This is a genomic window from Luteimonas padinae (assembly GCF_014652935.1).
GTDB lineage: Bacteria > Pseudomonadota > Gammaproteobacteria > Xanthomonadales > Xanthomonadaceae > Luteimonas > Luteimonas padinae.
On the sequence record NZ_BMZT01000004.1, the window covers coordinates 43,941 to 61,623 of the forward strand.

At 70.6% G+C, this 17,683-nt stretch carries 16 protein-coding genes; 8 read left to right on the plus strand and 8 right to left on the minus strand.

Annotation, left to right across the window (positions count from 1 at the left end):
* Nucleotides 1-9 precede the first annotated feature (9 nt).
* Nucleotides 10-897 (minus strand): NAD-dependent epimerase/dehydratase family protein, encoded by an 888-nt coding sequence (locus IE168_RS05380; protein WP_189496422.1) that lies wholly within the window; start codon nucleotides 895-897, stop codon nucleotides 10-12.
* 140 nt (nucleotides 898-1,037) lie between these two features.
* Between IE168_RS05380 and IE168_RS05385 the strand changes: the two genes are divergently transcribed.
* The 6 genes from IE168_RS05385 to IE168_RS05410 all read left to right on the plus strand — a co-directional run bounded on the left by IE168_RS05385 (nucleotide 1,038) and on the right by IE168_RS05410 (nucleotide 6,948).
* Nucleotides 1,038-3,869, plus strand: a complete 2,832-nt coding sequence (locus IE168_RS05385; RefSeq protein WP_189495987.1) for a monovalent cation/H+ antiporter subunit A — start codon at nucleotides 1,038-1,040, stop codon at nucleotides 3,867-3,869.
* Nucleotides 3,869-4,231: a Na+/H+ antiporter subunit C gene (locus IE168_RS05390; protein ID WP_189495990.1), complete on the plus strand. Its 363-nt coding sequence runs from the start codon at nucleotides 3,869-3,871 to the stop codon at nucleotides 4,229-4,231. Before IE168_RS05385 ends, IE168_RS05390 begins: the two co-directional genes overlap by 1 nt.
* Nucleotides 4,228-5,778 (plus strand): monovalent cation/H+ antiporter subunit D, encoded by a 1,551-nt coding sequence (locus IE168_RS05395; protein ID WP_189495992.1) that lies wholly within the window; start codon nucleotides 4,228-4,230, stop codon nucleotides 5,776-5,778. Before IE168_RS05390 ends, IE168_RS05395 begins: the two co-directional genes overlap by 4 nt.
* Nucleotides 5,775-6,263, plus strand: a complete 489-nt coding sequence (locus IE168_RS05400; protein WP_189495993.1) for a Na+/H+ antiporter subunit E — start codon at nucleotides 5,775-5,777, stop codon at nucleotides 6,261-6,263. The genes IE168_RS05395 and IE168_RS05400 overlap by 4 nt, the downstream gene beginning before the upstream one ends.
* A gap of 68 nt (nucleotides 6,264-6,331) precedes the next feature.
* Nucleotides 6,332-6,574 carry a K+/H+ antiporter subunit F gene (locus IE168_RS05405; protein ID WP_229823188.1) on the plus strand — a complete coding sequence of 81 codons (243 nt, stop codon included), beginning with the start codon at nucleotides 6,332-6,334 and terminating at the stop codon, nucleotides 6,572-6,574.
* Nucleotides 6,571-6,948 (plus strand): Na+/H+ antiporter subunit G, encoded by a 378-nt coding sequence (locus IE168_RS05410; protein ID WP_189495995.1) that lies wholly within the window; start codon nucleotides 6,571-6,573, stop codon nucleotides 6,946-6,948. Before IE168_RS05405 ends, IE168_RS05410 begins: the two co-directional genes overlap by 4 nt.
* 22 nt (nucleotides 6,949-6,970) lie before the next feature.
* Here IE168_RS05410 and IE168_RS05415 read toward each other — a convergent pair whose 3' ends face one another.
* The 4 genes from IE168_RS05415 to hppD form a co-directional block, all read right to left on the minus strand.
* On the minus strand, nucleotides 6,971-7,924 hold the full coding sequence (locus tag IE168_RS05415) for a sodium:calcium antiporter (RefSeq protein WP_189495998.1): 954 nt from the start codon (nucleotides 7,922-7,924) through the stop codon (nucleotides 6,971-6,973).
* Between the two features lie 59 nt (nucleotides 7,925-7,983).
* On the minus strand, nucleotides 7,984-8,610 hold the full coding sequence (locus IE168_RS05420) for a lectin (RefSeq protein ID WP_229823143.1): 627 nt from the start codon (nucleotides 8,608-8,610) through the stop codon (nucleotides 7,984-7,986).
* A gap of 85 nt (nucleotides 8,611-8,695) precedes the next feature.
* Nucleotides 8,696-9,976 carry a homogentisate 1,2-dioxygenase gene (hmgA, locus tag IE168_RS05425; RefSeq protein WP_189496428.1) on the minus strand — a complete coding sequence of 427 codons (1,281 nt, stop codon included), beginning with the start codon at nucleotides 9,974-9,976 and terminating at the stop codon, nucleotides 8,696-8,698.
* Between the two features lie 330 nt (nucleotides 9,977-10,306).
* Nucleotides 10,307-11,410 (minus strand): 4-hydroxyphenylpyruvate dioxygenase, encoded by a 1,104-nt coding sequence (gene hppD, locus IE168_RS05430; protein WP_189496000.1) that lies wholly within the window; start codon nucleotides 11,408-11,410, stop codon nucleotides 10,307-10,309.
* 77 nt (nucleotides 11,411-11,487) lie between these two features.
* On the opposite strand from hppD, the gene IE168_RS05435 reads away from it, so the two are divergent.
* Together IE168_RS05435 and IE168_RS05440 are read left to right on the plus strand one after the other, a co-directional pair.
* On the plus strand, nucleotides 11,488-11,961 hold the full coding sequence (locus IE168_RS05435; RefSeq protein ID WP_189496002.1) for a MarR family winged helix-turn-helix transcriptional regulator: 474 nt from the start codon (nucleotides 11,488-11,490) through the stop codon (nucleotides 11,959-11,961).
* A 9-nt stretch (nucleotides 11,962-11,970) separates the two neighbouring features.
* Nucleotides 11,971-13,623, plus strand: coding sequence for a sulfotransferase family protein (locus IE168_RS05440; protein WP_189496003.1), 1,653 nt, complete (start codon nucleotides 11,971-11,973; stop codon nucleotides 13,621-13,623).
* 15 nt (nucleotides 13,624-13,638) lie between these two features.
* Here the strand turns inward: IE168_RS05440 and IE168_RS05445 are convergent, their stop codons facing one another.
* From IE168_RS05445 to IE168_RS05455, 3 genes are all read right to left on the minus strand, one after another.
* Entirely contained in the window at nucleotides 13,639-15,213 is a 1,575-nt protein-coding gene (locus IE168_RS05445) for a peptide MFS transporter (protein ID WP_189496005.1), read from the minus strand.
* A 159-nt stretch (nucleotides 15,214-15,372) separates the two neighbouring features.
* Nucleotides 15,373-16,818, minus strand: a complete 1,446-nt coding sequence (locus IE168_RS05450) for a peptide MFS transporter (RefSeq protein WP_229823191.1) — start codon at nucleotides 16,816-16,818, stop codon at nucleotides 15,373-15,375.
* 204 nt (nucleotides 16,819-17,022) lie between these two features.
* Nucleotides 17,023-17,679: an energy-coupling factor ABC transporter permease gene (locus IE168_RS05455; protein WP_189496009.1), complete on the minus strand. Its 657-nt coding sequence runs from the start codon at nucleotides 17,677-17,679 to the stop codon at nucleotides 17,023-17,025.
* Nucleotides 17,680-17,683 lie beyond the last annotated feature (4 nt).

A 17,683-nucleotide genomic window follows, 5' to 3' on the forward strand; every position in this document is an offset into this window, starting at 1 on the left:
CCTCCGGACTCAGCGGGGCTGGAACATCCCCGCCACCGGCCTGAACGCCCTCGGCGCATGGCCCAGTGCCTCGGCCGCAGGCACCACGTCGAACACCAGGTCCTGGCGCAGGCGGGCCTGCGCCGCCCGCCCGAAGCCCTGCAGGCGGCCGCTGGACCGGAACGCCGCCGCGAGCAGGGAAAACACCGGCGCCGGCAGCTCGACAAGCCGGGCGGGCGGCTCGAGTACCTCGAGCACGCGCGCGACCATGTCCCGATAGGACAGCGTCTCGCCACCGGGCAGGTCGTAGGCGCAACCACCCGCGCCCCGGGCCCCGAGCGCCGCGACGGCGGTGGCCGCCAGGTCGTCGACGTGCACCGGCTGCCGGAGCCCGACCGCGCCACGCGGGAGCGGAAACATGCCTGTCCGCCGGGCCATCGCCGCGATGCGGCTCAATGTCCGGTCGCGTCCGGCCCCATAGATGAGCGTCGGCCTCAATACGACGGCATCCGCGTCGCGCGCGCGCGCGCTGGCGAACAGCCCATCTTCCGCCGCGCCAAGACGCGCAGCCAGCGTGCGCTCCGCGTCGTCCACCGAGCCCAGCTTGACCGTCAGGCTGGTCGAACCGAAGGCGATGACGACGGGCGCATCGACGCCGGCGTCGGCGTACCAGCGCGCGAAGTGGTCAAGCGGGCCACAGCTGATGACCGCTCCGTACTCGCGCGCCACTGCGGGCATGGCCTCGAAACCGCCCCGCAGCCACCGCAGGCCGGGGGCCGGCACGCGCCCCTTCCGCGACAGCGCATCGACGTCCCAGCCCGCCTCCAGCAGGCGTGGAATCACCGCCGCGCCCACCTGCCCGCTGCCCCCGAAGACCAGCGCGCGCGCACCTTGAACGGTCACCACCACGGCGTCCAGGCAGGAATGGCAATGGTGGCTGCGATGGAACACATCCGCGCAGGATAAGCGACCCTGGCCTCCGGCCGTGACAAGTCGCGCTGCTAGAATCGAGGACGCCGTGCGGAGCGCGGCATCCCCCTGCAAGACCAAGGACTCAGATGCTTGAACTGATGCTGGCCCTGCCCTTCGTGCTGGCGCTGGTGCTCGCGATCCTGCGCGACGCACCGGCCCGGGCGGTCGCGTGGCTCGCGGGCCTCGCGCCGCTGCTGGCGCTGGCGGTGCTGGCATGGCTCACGCCCGCGGTGATGGCCGGCGACATCCCGCGCGCGATGCACGAGTGGCTGCCCCAGGCCGGCCTCGCCTTCAGCCTGCGCCTGGACGGACTGGGCTGGATGTTCGCGGCGATGGTGCTGGGCATCGGCGCGCTGGTGGTGCTGTACGCGCACTACTACCTCGGCCCGCAGGAAAAGACCCGGCGCTTCTTCTGCTTCCTGCTGCTGTTCATGGGCGCGATGCTGGGCATGGTGCTGTCGGGCAACCTGCTGCTCACCGTCGTGTTCTGGGAGCTGACCTCGATCAGCTCGTTCCTGCTGATCGGCTTCTGGTTCCACCGCGACGACGCCCGCGAGGGCGCGCGCATGGCCCTGACCATCACCGCCGCCGGCGGCCTGGCCCTGCTCGGCGGCGTGGTGATGATCGGCCGCGTGGTGGGCAGCTACGAGCTCGACGCGGTGCTCGCCGCCGGCGACGCGATCCGCGCCAACGAGCTCTACCCCTGGATCCTGGGCCTGGTGCTGGCCGGCGTGTTCACCAAGAGCGCGCAGTTCCCGGTGCATTTCTGGCTGCCGCACGCGATGGCGGCGCCGACCCCGGTGTCGGCCTACCTGCACTCGGCGACGATGGTGAAGGCCGGCGTGTTCCTGCTAGCGCGCCTGCATCCGTCGCTGGCCGGGACCGACCTGTTCTTCTACGTGGTCTCGACGGTCGGCGCGCTGACGCTGCTGGTCGGCGCGTGGAACGCGATCTTCCAGCACGACCTGAAGGGCGTGCTGGCGTATTCGACGATCTCCCACCTGGGCCTGATCACCCTGCTGCTCGGCCTGTCGACGCCGATGGCGGTGGTCGCGGCGCTGTTCCACATCCTCAACCACGCCACGTTCAAGGCCTCGCTGTTCATGGCCGCGGGCATCATCGACCACGAGACCGGCACCCGCGACATGCGCCGCCTGGGCGGGCTGCGGCGGATCATGCCCTACACCAGCGCGCTGGCGATCATCGCGTCGCTGGCGATGGCCGGCATCCCGCTGCTCAACGGCTTCCTGTCCAAGGAAATGTTCTTCGCCCAGGCGCTGGAGATCGAGGGCCACGAGGAGATGCGCTGGTTCATCACGGTTGCGGCCTTCCTGTTCGCGACCTTCGGCGTGGCCTACAGCCTGCGCTTCGTGCGCGACACCTTCCTCGGCCGCGGGCCGCGCGCGGTGGAGGACGAGGTGCACGAGCCGCCGCGCTTCATGCAGGTGCCGGTGGCGATCCTGGTGGTCACCTGCGTCGCGGTCGGCATCGCGCCGCAGTGGACCATCGGCCCCGCCCTGGCCACGGCGGCGAGCGGCGTGCTGGGCGAGGCGGTGCCCGACTACAGCCTGGCGGTCTGGCACGGCATCAACACGCCGCTGCTGATGAGCCTGGGCGGCGTGGTCTGCGGCGTGCTGCTGTACCTCGTGCTCAACCGCGTGCTCGACCTGCATGCGGTGGTCCGCCAGTCGCAGGGACGCCGCCTCTTCCATCTCAACATCGAGGCGCTGTTCCGCCTCGGCCGCCGTTTCACCCACACCGTCGCCAACGGCAGCATGCAGCGCAGCCTGCTGTGGCTGGTGCTGGTGGCGATCGCCGCCGGCGCCGCGCCCTTCGTCGCCGCCTGGGGCGAGCCGCGCGAGCCGGTGGCCTTCGTGGCGCAGCCGATGGTGCGCCTGGCGTGGGTGCTCTGGCTGCTGCTGGTCTGCTCCGCGCTGGGCACCCTGGCGCTGTACCGGCACCGCCTGCTGGCGGTGCTGGTGATGGGCGGCTGCGGACTGGCGGTCAGCCTGACCTTCGTCGCGCTGTCGGCGCCCGACCTGGCGCTGACCCAGCTGCTGGTGGAGCTGGTGACCGTGGCACTGATGCTGCTTGGCCTTCACTACCTGCCCAAGGATTCGCCGCCAGAGCGCACGCGCTGGCGGCGCCTGCGCGACGGCGCGGTGGCGCTGGCCGCCGGCGCCGGCGCGGCCGCGCTGGCGTGGACGATGATGACCCGTCCGCCCACGAACGCGGTGGCCGCCGAGATCACCGCGCGCTCGCTGCCCGAGGCCTGGGGCAGCAACATCGTCAACGTCATCCTGGTCGACTTCCGCGGCTTCGACACCCTGGGCGAGATCACGGTGTTCGGCATCGCCGGCCTGGTGGTGCACGCCATGCTGCGCCACGCGCGCATGGCGCCGGAGAAGGTGATGCCGGGCCCGCCGATCAAGCTCCCGGTGCCCGCCGACCTCGCGCAGATGATGTTCCCGCTGACGCTCGTGGTCTCGATCTTCCTGTTCCTGCGCGGCCACAACGCGCCCGGCGGCGGCTTCATCGCCGGCCTGACGCTGGCGGTGCCGCTGCTGATCCAGTATGTGATCCAGGGCGCGGCCTCGGTGGAGACGCGCTTCGGCTTCGACTACATTCGCGCCATCGGCCTCGGCCTGCTGATCGCGCTGTTCGGGGGCGCCGCGTCGATGCTGCTCGACCTGCCCTTCCTGTCCAGCGGCCACTACGACCTCGAGCTGCCGCTGCTGGGCACCATCCCGCTGGCCAGCGCCGCCGTCTTCGACCTCGGCGTCTACCTGGTCGTGTTCGGAAGCACGATGCTGATCCTGTCGATGATGGGCACGCTCAAGCCTTCCAAGAAGATGATCGCCCACCGCGGCACGATCGACCCGGCCACGCGCTCGGCCATCACCGGGGAGGCGAGCTGATGGAGTTCGCCATTGCCAGCGGTATCGGCGTACTGGTCTTCGCCGGCGTGTACCTGGTGCTGCGCGCGCGCAGCTTCGACGTGATCCTCGGGCTCACCCTGCTGTCGTACGCCACCAACCTGCTGATCTTCTCCAGCGGCCGGCTGACCGTGGGCAAGCCGCCGGTGCTGCAGCCAGGCATGGAGGCGACCCTCGCCAACCACACCGACCCGCTGCCACAGGCGCTGGTGCTGACCGCGATCGTGATCTCGTTCGCGATGACCGCGGTCAGCATCGTGCTGGCCATGCGCAGCCGCGCCGACAACGACAGCGACCATGTCGATGCCGGCGATGTCCGCGACGAACGGGAGGCGGGTCGATGAGCCAGCTTCCTATCCTGCCGATCCTGCTCCCGCTGCTCGGCGGCGCGCTGTCGCTGTTCGTCGAGCACCGCCGCATCGGCACCGTGGTCCAGCGCTCCGTGGCCTGGATCTTCATGCTGGCGACGCTGCTGGCCTCGGTGCTGCTGGTCGCGCGTGCGGACCAGGGTTCGATCCTGGTCTACCTGCTGGGCGACTGGCCCGCGCGCATCGGCATCGCGCTGATGGCCGACCGGCTGTCGGCGCTGATGGTGCTGGCCACCTCGCTGCTGGGCGCGGCCTGCCTGCTGCACGCCTGCTCCGGCTGGGACCGGCGCGCGCCGCATTTCCACGCCCTGTTCCAGCTGCAGCTGATGGGCCTCAACGGCGCCTTCCTCACCGGCGACATCTTCAACCTGTTCGTGTTCTTCGAGGTGATGCTGATCGCCTCCTACGGCCTGCTGCTGTCGGGCGGGCGCGGCGTGCGCATGAGCGCGGGCCTGCACTACGTCGCCTTCAACATCGCCGCATCGACCCTGTTCCTGATCGCGCTGGGCCTGGTCTACGGCGTGTTCGGCACCCTCAACATGGCCGAACTGGCCGCGCGCGTGGCCACCGTGCCGGCCGGCAGCCTGCCGCTGGCCAAGGCCACGATCGGCCTGCTGCTGGTGGTGTTCTGCGCCAAGGCGGCGCTGCTGCCGCTGTACCTGTGGCTGCCCGAGGCCTACACGCGCGCGCCGGCCGCGGTGGCGGCGCTGTTCGCGATCATGACCAAGGTCGGCATCTACGCCGTGCTCCGCGTCAGCTCGCTGATGCTGGGCGACGACGCCGGGGCGATGGCGGGATATGGCTGGGACTGGATGCTGCCGGCCGCCGTGGGCGGGCTGGCCCTGGCGACGCTGGGCGTGCTCGCGGCCTCGCGGCTGCGCGTGCTGGTTGCCTACGTGGTGCTGGTGTCGGCGACGACGCTGTTCATCGCCTTCGGGCTGCGCTCGGCCGGCACGATCGCCGCGGGCCTGTACTACCTCGTGCACAGCAGCTTCGTCGCGGCGGCGCTGTTCCTGGTCGCCGACCTCGTGCGCCGCGGCCGCGGCGACGCCGGCGACGCGCTGCGCGCGTTCGCGCCGGCGCCGGGCGTGCGGGTGGTGGCCGGGGTGATGTTCCTCATCGGCGCGGTGTCGGTGGCGGGCCTGCCGCCGCTGTCGGGCTTCGTCGGCAAGACCCTGCTGCTGCAGGCGGTCCCCGAGCCCGACATCCAGTGGGCCTGGCCGGCGATCCTCGGCAGCAGCATGCTGGTGATCGTGGGCCTGACCCGCGCCGGCACGCGCATCTTCTGGAAGCCGGCGCCGTTGCGGCCCTCGCCGGCCGGTGATGGGCCACGCAATGCGCGCGGCCGCCTGCGGCTGCCGGAGACCATCGCCACCATGCTGCTGCTGTCCTATGGCGTGGCGATGGCGGTGGCGCCCGGGCCGGTGACGGCCTACGCCCGCGCCACCGCCGAACAGCTGCTCGCGCCGGCGACCTACGTCGACCAGGTGCGCGCGGCGCTGCCCGCGAGGAGGCTGCCGTGAGCCGCCGCTTCCTGCCCTCGCTGCCGCTGACGCTGGCGATCATCATCTTCTGGCTGCTGCTGGTGTCCGAGATAAATGCCGCCCAGTTCACCCTGGCGCTGGCGCTCGGGCTGGTGATCCCGCTGTATGCCGCGCGCATCGACCGCGAGTTCGCGCGCATCGGCACCCTCAGGCCGCTGCCGAAGCTGCTGGTGGTCCTGGTCTGGGACATCGTGATGTCCAACATCCGGGTCGCGCGGCAGGTGCTGGGGCGCGAGTCGCGGATCCACTCCGGCTTCATCTGGTACCCGCTGGAGATCGGCAACATCCACGGCATCACCGCCCTGGCCTGCTGCATCACCCTGACGCCCGGCACGGTGACCGCCGCGCTGTCCGACGACCGCCGCTACCTGCTGGTGCACGTGCTCGACCTCGCCGACGAGGCCCAGCTGGTGGCCGACATCAAGCGCCGCTACGAGCGCCCGCTGATGGAGATCTTCCCGTGAACACCCCCGAACTCGCCGGCCTGCAGCTGTTCGGCCACGGCCTGATCGACCTCGCCATCGGCGTCTCGATGTACGTGGTCGGCACCGCCATGCTGCTGGCGCTGTGGCGCCTGCTGCGCGGCCCGACCGTGCCCGACCGCATCCTCGCGCTGGACACGCTCAACGTCACCGCGATCGCCGAGCTGATGCTGCTGGGCATGCACCTGAAGAGCGCGGTCTACTTCGAGGCCGCGCTGGTCATCGCCATGCTCGGCTTCGTCAGCACCGTGGTGCTGAGCAAGTACGTGATCCGGAGGGACATCGTCGAATGAACGTGTTCTGGGAACTGCTGCTGGTCGTGCTGCTGCTGGTGGGCAGCTTCTTCATCCTGATGGGCGGCATCGGCCTGGTGAAGCTGTCGGAGTTCTTCCGCCGCCTGCACGCCCCGACCAAGGCCAGCACGCTGGGCGTGGGCTGCGTGCTCGTCGCCTCGGTCGGCTACCACCTGTTCATGGACAGCGACCCGCAGCCGCGCGAGCTGCTGATCGTCGCGTTCCTGCTGATCACCGCACCGATCAGCGCGCACCTGATGTCGAAGGCCGCGCTGTCGCTGCGCATGGACGAGTGGCCGCAGCTGCCCGGCAAGTCCGACGAGGACACCCATGTGCCGCCGCGTCCCGACGGCGGCGACGACGACGGCTACTGAGCGCGCGCCCGACCCGGCGCGCTCAGCCCAGCAGGGCGAACTCCAGCACCACCCAGGCGGCGAAGGCCGCCAGCAGCAGCCCGCCCTCGCCGCGGCTGAGCGTGGTGCTGCCGCGCAGCAGCGGCACCAGCAGCAGCGCGAACAGGAAGGCCACCGGCAGCTCCAGCCGCACGAACGAGGCCGGCACCGGCACCGTGCCGCCGACCGCCGCCATGCCGCCGAGCACCAGCAGCAGGTTGAAGACGCTCGAGCCGATGACGTGGCCGGCGACGATGTCGCCCTGGCCGCGACGCGCCGCGACCACCGCCGCCGCGGCCTCCGGCAGCGCGGTGCCGATCGCCACCAGCACCAGGCCCGCCACCAGCGAATCCATGCCCAGGGCCTGGCCGATCACCGGCACCTGCGCGACGACCCAGCCGGCGCCGAACCAGAGCAGCACCGCGGCCACGGCCACGCGCACCAGGTTGAGGCCGAGCCGGCCGCGGGTGGCGGTGAAGGCGTCGACTTCTTCGCGCACCTCGGGCGATTCGTCGTCCGCGCGCATGGCGGTGAACGCGACCACGCCCGCGAAGGCCAGCAGCATGGCCAGGCCCTCGATGCGCGACAGCCCGCCGTCGAGCGACAGCAGCACCACGCCCAGCGTCGCCAGCAGCAGCACCGCCAGCAGGGGCGAGAGCGCGCGCCAGCGCAGCACCAGCGGCGCCGCCAGCGCCGCCAGGCCCAGGGTCAGGCCGATGTTGGCGATGTTGCTGCCGACGGCGTTGCCCAGCGCCAGCGCGCGGTCGCCCGAGGCCACGGCGCGCGCGTTGACCGCCAGCTCCGGCAGCGACGTCGCGACCGCCACCAGGCACAGGCCGATGGCGAACCGCGGAATGCGCAGCCCCTGCGCCAGCCCGGCGGCGCCCTTGACCAGTGAATCGCCGCCGAGCGCCAGGAACAGCAGGCCCAGCAGGGTGAACGCGATCGCTTCGGACATCTGCCTTCCCCTTCAGTCCGGTGGAAACGGTCAGCACGCGCCAGCGCGGGAAGCCGGGCTCAGCTGCAGCCTTCGACGTATCCGACCTGCGGTGCAAGACCGACGCGCCAGCTGGTCACGCGGCCGGCGGCATCGAGCTCGAAGATCAGCTGCGAGGGCAGCGCGCCGCCGTCCTCCGGGCTCATCAGCACCTGGCCGCCCTCGACGTACTTGTGCGGCATCGCCGTCAGGCGCTTGCCGTAAAGGCCTTCCAGCGCCGCCTGGTCCATGCCCACGCGCCCGCCGCCGGGCGCGGTGATCTCGGTGGACTCCACGCTGTAGCGGACGAACAGGTCGTTCTCGAACATGAAGGCCAGCTGCGCCGGCGTGGACTGGCCGGCGGGCGACAGGTGGTAGCAGGCCTGCGGATCGTCGACGGCCCCGGCCGGCTCGAGCGGATTGCCGCTCCAGTCCGCGCGCGCCTCCTCGGCCGACATGCCGAAGTCGAGCGCGCCGTACCCGTCCATGCGCGAATCGCCCGATGCCGGGATCGCCGCCGCGGCGCCCGGGGGTTCGGTGCCCGGCTCGATCGCCTCGATGGCGTCGGCGGCCGCCTCGACACCCGCGTCGGCGGTGCGCTCGGCGTTGCAGGCGGCAAGCGCCGCGACCAGGGCGAGTGATGCGAAGGCGGGACGGATCGGGCGCATGCGTGGGCTTCCGGAGGATGGACGGCCAAGGCTACGACAAAACCCCGCGCACGCGGCGTGGAGGCCGCGATCGCGCGCCGCGTCGTCAGCCGGCGCGGAAGTGCCGCTGCAGCCCCGCCCAGCAGGCCTGGTACTGCCGCTGCCGGTGCGCGGCGTCGAGCGCCTGGCGCGTGGGCCGGATGACGCCGCGGGTTTCGAACATGAAGGCCATGGTGTCGGCGATGACGTCGGGCTTCGACAGGTCGGCGTTCGACGCCTTCTCGAAGGTCGCCGCGTCCGGCCCGTGCCCGGTCATGCAGTTGTGCAGGCTGCAGCCGCCGGGCGCGAAGCCCTCGGCCTTGGCGTCGTAGGCGCCGTGCACCAGGCCCATGAATTCGCTGGCGATGTTGCGGTGGAACCACGGCGGCCGGAACGTGTCCTGCGCCACCAGCCAGCGCGGCGGGAAGATCGCGAAGTCCATGTTGCTGGTGCCCGGCGTGTCGCTGGGCGAATGCAGCACCAGGAAGATCGAGGGATCCGGATGGTCGAAGCTGATCGAGCCGATGGCGTTGAAGCGGCGCAGGTCGTACTTGTACGGCGCGTAGTTGCCGTGCCAGGCGACCACGTCCAGCGGCGAATGGCCGATGTCCGCCCGCCACAGGTGGCCCTGGAACTTGGCGATCAGCTCGAAGTCGCCATCGAGGTCCTCGTAGGCCGCGACCGGGGTGAGGAAGTCGCGCGGATTGGCCAGGCCGTTCGAACCGATCGGCCCGAGGTCGGGCAGGCGCAGCAGCGCACCGTGGTTCTCGCAGACGTAGCCGCGGGCGGCGCCGTCGGGCAGTTCGACCCGGAAACGCACGCCGCGCGGAATGACCGCGATCTCCTGCGGCTCCACGTCGATGGCGCCCAGCTCGGTTGCGATGCGCAGCCGGCCCTGCTGCGGCACGATCAGCAGCTCGCCGTCGGCGCTGTAGAAGTAGCGCCCCCGCATCGGCGCATTGGCCGCGTACATGTGGATGCCCACGCCGGTGCCGGCCGCGGAGCCGCCGTTTCCGGCCATGGTGAACAGGCCATCGACGAAGTCGACCCGCGCACCTTCAGCCGGCATCGGGAGCGGATCCCAACGCAGCTGGTCCGGCGTCACCGGCCCGTGGCCGAAGTCCTCGTGGAAGCGCGGCTGCGCGAAGGGCTCGAAGCCGCCGTGCATCGCCGCCGGCCGGATCCGGTACAGCCAGCTGCGCCGGTTGGCATGCCGCGGCGCCGTGAACGCCGTGCCGGTGAGCTGCTCGGCGTAGAGCCCGTGCGCCACCTTCTGCGGCGAATTCCGCCCCACCGGCAGCGTCCCGGCCACCGCCTCGGTGGCGAACTCGTTTCCAAACCCCGACATGTACTCGGCCACGGCTCTCTCCCGGAACGGCTTGAACAGCATTTTTGCCACGGATGACGCGGATGGACGCGGATTTGCACGGATAGAGCAAAAGCTCTTTTCAGCCACGGATTTGCGCGGATTACGCGGATCTGGCCGAGGCAAGGTTGCTGCCGGAAGCCAGCCTGAAAAGAGCAAGTGCAGGGCGTGGTGCTGGTGCTGGCCCAGGTCGGATCCGCGTAATCCGCGCAAATCCGTGGCCAAAAGCCTTTCCGCTTTTTCTGCCCTTCCCGCTCTATCCGCGAAAATCCGCGTCCATCCGCGTCATCCGTGGTAAAGCGAAGCGCGCTTTTAAAGCACTCCCCGCTGCATCTGGTCACGCTCGATCGACTCGAACAGGGCCTGGAAGTTGCCCTCGCCGAAGCCTTCGTTGCCCTTGCGCTGGATGATCTCGAAGAAGATCGGGCCAAACGCGTTCTTGCCGAAGATCTGCAGCAGCTTGCGCTGCTTGGTCTCCGGGTCGGCGTCGATCAGGATCGCGTTCTTCCGCAGGCGCTCGACGTCCTCGCCGTGGTCGGGCACGCGCTGGTCGATCACGTCGAAGTAGGTGTCCGGGGTGTCGAGGAAGTCGATGCCGGCCTCGCGCATCTTCTCGATCGACTCGTAGATGTCGTCGGTGAACAGCGCGATGTGCTGGATGCCCTCGCCCTTGTAGTCGCGCAGGTACTCGTTGATCTGGCTCTTCTCGTCGGACGACTCGTTGAGCGGGATGCGCACCACGCCGTCGGGCGCGGTCATCGCCTTCGACAGCAGGCCGGTCTTCGCGCCCTTGATGTCGAAGTAGCGGATCTCGCGGAAGTTGAACAGCGTCTCGTAGTAGTCCGACCACTTCTGCATATTCCCGAGGAACAGGTTGTGCGTCAGGTGGTCGATGAAGGTCAGGCCGAAACCGCGCGGGTGCTGGTCGACGCCGGGCAGCGGCTCGTAGTCGGCGTAGACGTCCTGGCTCGAATCGTCGATCAGGTACAGCATGCAGTCGCCGATGCCCTTGATGACCGGGAAATCGACGGCGCGGGTGTCGGCCTTGTGCTCCATCTTCTCGCCGCCCTTGGCAAGCACGTGCTCCAGCACCTCGGACGGCGCTTTCCTGAAGCGGATCGCGAAGCCGCAGGCCGAGGGGCCATGCTTGGCCGCGAAGTCGGACGCGAAGGAGTCCGGCTCCTCGTTGAGCAGGAAGTTGATCGTGCCCTGGCGGAACAGGGTGACGGCACGCGCGCGATGCTTCGCCACGGCGGTGAAGCCGAGCTTCTCGAGGTAGTCGCGCATGCGCGCGCCTTCACCGGCCGGGGCGGCGAACTCGACGAACTCGAAGCCGTTGATGCCCATCGGGTTCTCGAACGTGGTGACCTGCATGCCGAGGTTCGGCTGGGTGCTGGCCTGGGTCTGGGCGCTCATGGCGGCTCCTGGCAGTGGACGGGAGGGGCCGACTGTTATAGTTTCAGATGAAACCAGTTGCAAGGCGCGACGCAGCAATGACCGCATCCCCTCCGCCCCCTGCCGACGACGACGGCGCCCCGATCCTCGATCTGGAGCGCTTCGTTCCCTACCAGCTCAGCCTGCTGTCCAACGTGGTCAGCCAGGAGATCGCCGAGGCCTACGGCGAGCGCTTCGGGCTGGCGATCACCGAGTGGCGGATCCTCGCCGTGCTCGGCCGCTTCCCCGGCATGTCCGCGGCGGGCGTGGCCGAGCGCAGCGCGATGGACAAGGTGGCGGTCAGCCGCGCGGTGGCGCGCCTGCTGGAGCGCGGCCTGCTGCACCGCGAGACCCACGGCGACGACCGCCGGCGTTCGGTGCTCGAACTCAGCGAGGCCGGCCGCAAGGTCTATTCGGAGGTGGCACCGCTGGCGCTGTCGTACGAGCGCGAGCTGCTGGCGCCGCTCAGCGAGGAGGAGCGCCAGCTGTTCTCGCGCATGCTCGATCGCCTCGGGGAACGCTACGGGCTCTGAGCGCCACCCATGACGCCGCCCGCCACCGGACCCGACCCCGCCATGGCCGCGCCCGACGACGCAGCGGCCACGCGCGAGCGCGCATGGGCGCACGCGAACGCGCTGGCCGCGGCCCGCGACTGGCCCGGCGCCGCTGACGCCTACGCGGCGCTCGCCGGGTCCGACCCCACGGACGCCGCCGCCTGGATCGGGCTGGCCAAGGCCAGCGGGCGGGCCGGCCGCTACCGCGCGATGCACGCCGCCGCGCTGCGCGCGCACGCCGCCGGGCCGCGCGAGTGGCCGCATACGCTGGCGCTGGCACGGCTGCTGCGCGACCTGCACGAGACGCGCGCGCTCGCGGCGCTGTGCACGGCCATGGCCGGCTTCGCCGATGCCGCCGGCCCTGACGGACTGGTCGCGCTCGCCGACCTGCTTGTCGACGAGGACCTGCACGACGAGGCGCTGGCGTGGCTGGATCGCGCCGTCGACCGCGCCCCCTCGCACGGCCCGGCACGCTACGTGCGCGGCAGCACGCGCCTGTTCCTGGGCGACATGGCAGGCGCGCGCGACGACCTCGAGCGGGCCATCGCCGCCGCGCCGCACTTCGCCCACGCGCACCGCCGGCTGTCGCAGCTGCGTGCGCAGGACCGCGCCGGCGCCGCGGCGCGCGTGGAGCGCCTGCGCCACGAGCGCGCGCGCGTGGCCCCGGGCAGCGAGCACGACATCCACTTCAGCCATGCCCTGTTCGACGAGCTGCACGACCTCGGCCGCCACGACGAGGCCTGGCCCGAGCTCGAGCGCGGCATGCGTGCCAAGCGCGCCACCCTGCGCTACGACGTCGCCGACGACCTGCGCCTGGCCGAGGCGATCGGCGACCGCTGCGACGCCGGCTTCATCGCAGGCGCCGGCTTCGAACCGGCCCCGGACACCCCGGCCCCGGTGTTCATCGTCGGCCTGTTCCGCTCGGGTTCGACCGTCCTGGAGCGCATGCTCGGCGGGCACCCGGCGGTGGCCGCGGGCGGCGAGAGCATGGGCTTCGCCGCCGCGCTGCGCCTGGCCGCGGACCACCGCAGTCGCGGGCCGATCGATGCCGGCCTGCTGGAGCGTCTGGACGCGGTCGACTGGCCGGCGCTCGGCCGCGATTTCATGGCCGCGAACGCCTGGCGCGCGCGCGGCCGCGCGCTGTGGACGGAGAAGCTGCCGACCAATGCCCTGCTGCTCGGCTGCATCGCGCGGGCGCTGCCACGGGCGCGCTTCATCCATGCGGCGCGCGCGCCGATGGACGTCTGCTTCTCCAACCTGCGGATGCTGTACGGCGGCTTCGCGCCCTGGTCGTACGACCAGCGCGAACTCGCGGCGTGGCACCAGGCGCACGTCCGCCTCATGGCGCACTGGCACGCGGTGCTCGGGCCGCGCCTGCTGGACGTCCGCCACGATGCCCTGCTGCGCGAACCCGAGGCCGTGATGCGCGGCGTGCTCGCCCACCTCGGGCTCGGTTTCGATCCCGAGGTGCTGCGCCCCGAGCGCAGCGGCGGCGCCGTTGCCACCGCCAGCGCCGCCCAGGTGCGCTCGGGCCTCAGGGCGCCCGGGCCGCCGGAGTGGCGGCCCTACGTCGACCGGCTCGGCCCGCTCATCGCGGGCCTGGGGCTGGACGGTCCGCCAGGCTCTGGACCGCCGGCCTGAGCCGGCCGCGCCGCCTCAGCGGCGCTCCTCGGTGATGTCGATGCCCGCAGCCTGCGCTTCGGCCAGCTCGCCCTGCCCGGCGAGGTCGTCGTCGCGCAGGGTGTCGAGGTGCATCAGCTTCTTCACCAGCGGGGCGATCACCAGCATCACGATGCCGACGCCCACCGCCAGCCAGCCGACGTTCGAGTAGACCTCCATCACCCGCTCCACGCCGCCGCCCTCGCCGCCGGTCGCGGCCGAGATCAGGCCGGCGGCGAAGTTGCCGGTGGCCGAGGCGAAGAACCACGCGCCCATGATCAGGCTGGCCATCTGCGCCGGCGCCAGCCGGTTCATCGCCGACAGGCCCACCGGCGACAGGCACAGTTCGCCCATGGTGTGGATCAGGTAGATCAGGAAAATGAAGATCACCGGCGTGGCGCCGGCGCCCGCCGCGGCGGCACCGGCCACCAGCACCAGGAAGCCCGCGCCCACCAGCACCACGCCGAGCGCGAACTTGGCCGGTGCCGAGGGCTCCCAGCCGCGCTTGGCCAGCCACAGCCAGAACATGGCGAACAGCGGCGCCAGCGCGATGATGTACATCGAGTTGAGCGACTGGAACATCGACGCCGGGACTTCCCAGCCGAAGATGTGGCGGTCGACCGAGCGGTCGGTGAACAGGTTCAGCGAGGCACCGGCCTGCTCGAACAGCGCCCAGAACAGGATCGAGCCGATGATCAGGTACAGCGCGGCGATGATCCGGTTGCGCTCCTCGCGGCCCAGCTTGAACACCGCCGTGAACAGGACGTAGGCCACCAGCACCAGGCCGGCGCCGCCCAGGAGGATGCCGACCATCGACTGGTGCTGGATCAGGTACCAGACCACGCCGACCGACAGGAACGCCAGCGCGTACAGCACCCACTCGAAGGTGATGCCGCCCAGCACCGGCTTCGCCAGCTTTTCCGGCACGCGCGACTCGCCGCGGCCCATCAGCATGGGCTTGCCGATCACGAACACCACCAGGCCCGCCAGCATGCCCACGCCCGCGGCGCCGAAGCCCCAGGCCCAGCCGTAGGTCTGGCCGAGGTAGCCGGCGATGAGCGAGCCGAGCATCGCGCCCAGGTTGATGCCCATGTAGAAGATCGTGTACGCCGGGTCGCGACGGATGTCCGTGCGCGGGTACAGCTGCCCGACCATCACCGAGATGTTGGCCTTCAGGAAGCCGGAGCCGACGATGATGAAGGACAGCGCCAGCCAGAAGATGTTCATCTCCGGCGCGTTCTGCCCGCCATCGCCCTCGAACGCCATCAGGAAGTGGCCGAAGGTCAGCAGCACCGCGCCGAACAGCACCGCCTTGCGCTGGCCGAGGTAGCGGTCGGCGAGATAGCCGCCGACGACCGGCGCGATGTACACCAGCGCGGTGTAGGCGCCGTAGATCACCGACGCTTCGGAGTCCGAGAACATCCAGTGCTGGACGAGGTAGAAGATCAGCAGCGCGCGCATGCCGTAGTAGGAGAAGCGCTCCCACATCTCGGCGAAGAACAGCACGAACAGTCCGCGCGGATGACCCAGCAGGGTCTTCTGGGCCTCGAGGGCGTGGTCTGGATGGGCCAACTCGCTACTCCGTGATTGCGCCCGCGTTTCGCGGGTCGAATCGGCCAACTTACCGCGTGCCGCCACCACAGGGAAGCTGAACGGGACGCCGAAACGCGAACGGCGGCCCGGAGGCCGCCGCTGCGCAGGCGCTGCGGGCGCGCGCGGCGCCCGCAAACCTCACTTCACGCCGTGCATCAGCCGCTGGATCAGCGGCGCGATCAGGAACAGCAGCACGCCCGCGCCGAGCAGCGCCCAGAAGCCGAAGCTGTAGCCGGCATGCGCCGATTCCACCGTCATGCCGCCTTCGCCGCTCACGCTGGAGGCGAACATGCCCGACAGGTTGTTGCCGATCGCGATCGACAGGAACCAGCCGCCCATCGCCAGGCCGGTGAGCTTGGCCGGCGCCAGCTTGGTGGTCATCGAAAGCCCGATCGGCGACAGGCAGAGCTCGCCGATGGACTGGATGACGTAGACCATGAACAGCGTCCAGAACGGGATCTTCAGCGTGGCCGGGTCGACCATGCTCGACAGCGCCAGCATCAGCAGCAGGAAGGCGAGGCCGTTGAAGATCAGGCCGAGGCCGAACTTGCGCGGAATCGACGGATTGGCCCGGCCCATCGCCACCCACAGCCAGGCGATGACCGGCGCCAGCGTGATGATCGCGATCGAATTGACCGACTGGAACCACCCCACCGGGAAGATCCAGCCGCCGAGGTCGCGGTTGACGATGTTCTGCGCGAGGAAGTTGAACGAGCTGCCTGCCTGCTCGAAGAACATCCAGAACAGCACGTTGAAGCCGAAGATGATCAGCATCGCGATCACCATGTCGCGCTGCTTCGAGCCTTCGCGGATGCCTTCGACCAGCAGCATGATCGCCGGCACGATGAACAGCGCCAGCAGGATCCAGTTGAGCAGCTCCGCTTCGATGGTCAGCAGGAAGTAGAACGCGGGGATCGCCGCCAGCGCGCCGACCGCCACCGCCAGCACGCGGCCCATGCCCGGCGCATCCGCCGGCGCGGCGCCGATGCCCTTGAGCTGCGCGCGGCCGAACCAGAACCACAGCAGGCTGAAGAGCATGCCGATGCCCGAGGCGATGAACACCACCTTGTAGGCCGGCATGCCGTCGCTGCCGAACACCTTCTCGGCCAGCCAGCCGGTCAGGATGGGCGCGATGAAGGCACCCATGTTGATGCCCATGTAGAAGATGGTGAAGCCGGAATCGCGGCGCTCGTCGCCGGTGGCGTAGAGCTTGCCCACCATGGTCGAGATGATCGGCTTGAACAGGCCGTTGCCGACGATCACCGTGGCCAGGCCGAGCTTGAGCCAGGCGTCGCTGGGCGTGGTGATCATGAACAGGCCGGCGGCCATGAACACCGCGCCGAGCAGGATCGCGCGCTGGTAGCCGATCAACTTGTCGGCCACGTAGCCGCCGAAGATGGCGGCCGCGTACACCAGCGCCAGGTAGGCGCCGTAGAGCTCGCTGGCCGGCGCCTCGCCGGAAGCGTCGCCCTGATAGAACTGCGCCACGATGTACAGCACCAGCGCCCAGCGCATGCCGTAGAACGCGAAGCGCTCCCAGAACTCGGTCATGAACAGCATCCACAGCGGACGCGGGTGGCCCATGACCTGGGCGAATTCCGGGATCACGGGACCGGAGGCGGGTGGGTCAATGCCCGGTCCGGCGGGCTCGACGCGGTTCGAATTCATCGTGCAGGTTCCCCAAGTGGATGGCGAAACTTAGCCCGTAGGGGGCGCTCTTGGGAACTGCCCGGAGCCGCCGGCACCCGCGCTGGTGCCCGTTCTCAGGTGCCCGAAGGCCGTTTGCCGCTACATCGGGCGCTCCGGGCCGAGGTAGGTGCGGTCGTCGAAGCTCGCGCACCACTGCGGCCGGTACACCACCACCAGCACCATGATGCCGCCGCTGAGGAAGGCCTCGCCGAACATCAGCAGCGGCGTCGCGACCAGGTAGGCCGCCACGGCCCCGCCCAGCAGCGCCGCGACGACGGCCTTGGCCAGCGACGAGGCCGCCATCGCCACGGCGGCCGCGGCGAAGGCGTTGACCATGACGTAGGTGAAGATGTTCGAGGGCACCCAGCGCATCGCCGCCAGGGACACCGCGACCGTCGCCGCCACCGGGACCACGCCGGTCAGCAGGAAGTCCCAGGCCCAGCCCTCCATGTCGGTGCCGAGCAGCACGCCGGCCAGGCTGGCCGCCGCCATCACCCAGCAGGCGACGCGCGCGCCGAACAGCAGGGTGGCGACGGTCGCGCCGAGGAAATGCAGCACCACGCCCTGCAGCGCGGCGGTGTTGAACCAGCGTATCGCCATGATCGCCAGCGTGGCGCACAGCAGCACCCGGCGCGCCATGGCGTCGTCGCGCCAGCGCGCAAGCGGCAGGCCGCGGGCGGACAGCGCCAGCACCGCGGCGGCGGCGCCCCAGGCCGGGACCGACGCCCAGACCGGGAAGCCCGCGCCAACGTCCATCGGC

What these genes read in the sequence shown, in the direction of transcription:
- IE168_RS05385 (WP_189495987.1), top strand. Translation starts at nt 1,038, where the DNA reads ATGCTTGAACTGATGCTGGCCCTGCCCTTCGTGCTGGCGCTGGTGCTC.
- IE168_RS05390 (WP_189495990.1), top strand. Translation starts at nt 3,869, where the DNA reads ATGGAGTTCGCCATTGCCAGCGGTATCGGCGTACTGGTCTTCGCCGGC.
- IE168_RS05395 (WP_189495992.1), top strand. Translation starts at nt 4,228, where the DNA reads ATGAGCCAGCTTCCTATCCTGCCGATCCTGCTCCCGCTGCTCGGCGGC.
- IE168_RS05405 (WP_229823188.1), top strand. Translation starts at nt 6,332, where the DNA reads ATGTACGTGGTCGGCACCGCCATGCTGCTGGCGCTGTGGCGCCTGCTG.
- IE168_RS05410 (WP_189495995.1), top strand. Translation starts at nt 6,571, where the DNA reads ATGAACGTGTTCTGGGAACTGCTGCTGGTCGTGCTGCTGCTGGTGGGC.
- IE168_RS05415 (WP_189495998.1), bottom strand. Translation starts at nt 7,924, where the DNA reads ATGTCCGAAGCGATCGCGTTCACCCTGCTGGGCCTGCTGTTCCTGGCG.
- IE168_RS05420 (WP_229823143.1), bottom strand. Translation starts at nt 8,610, where the DNA reads ATGCGCCCGATCCGTCCCGCCTTCGCATCACTCGCCCTGGTCGCGGCG.
- hmgA (WP_189496428.1), bottom strand. Translation starts at nt 9,976, where the DNA reads ATGTCGGGGTTTGGAAACGAGTTCGCCACCGAGGCGGTGGCCGGGACG.
- hppD (WP_189496000.1), bottom strand. Translation starts at nt 11,410, where the DNA reads ATGAGCGCCCAGACCCAGGCCAGCACCCAGCCGAACCTCGGCATGCAG.
- IE168_RS05435 (WP_189496002.1), top strand. Translation starts at nt 11,488, where the DNA reads ATGACCGCATCCCCTCCGCCCCCTGCCGACGACGACGGCGCCCCGATC.
- IE168_RS05440 (WP_189496003.1), top strand. Translation starts at nt 11,971, where the DNA reads ATGACGCCGCCCGCCACCGGACCCGACCCCGCCATGGCCGCGCCCGAC.
- IE168_RS05450 (WP_229823191.1), bottom strand. Translation starts at nt 16,818, where the DNA reads ATGGGCCACCCGCGTCCGCTGTGGATGCTGTTCATGACCGAGTTCTGG.
- IE168_RS05455 (WP_189496009.1), bottom strand. Translation starts at nt 17,679, where the DNA reads ATGGACGTTGGCGCGGGCTTCCCGGTCTGGGCGTCGGTCCCGGCCTGG.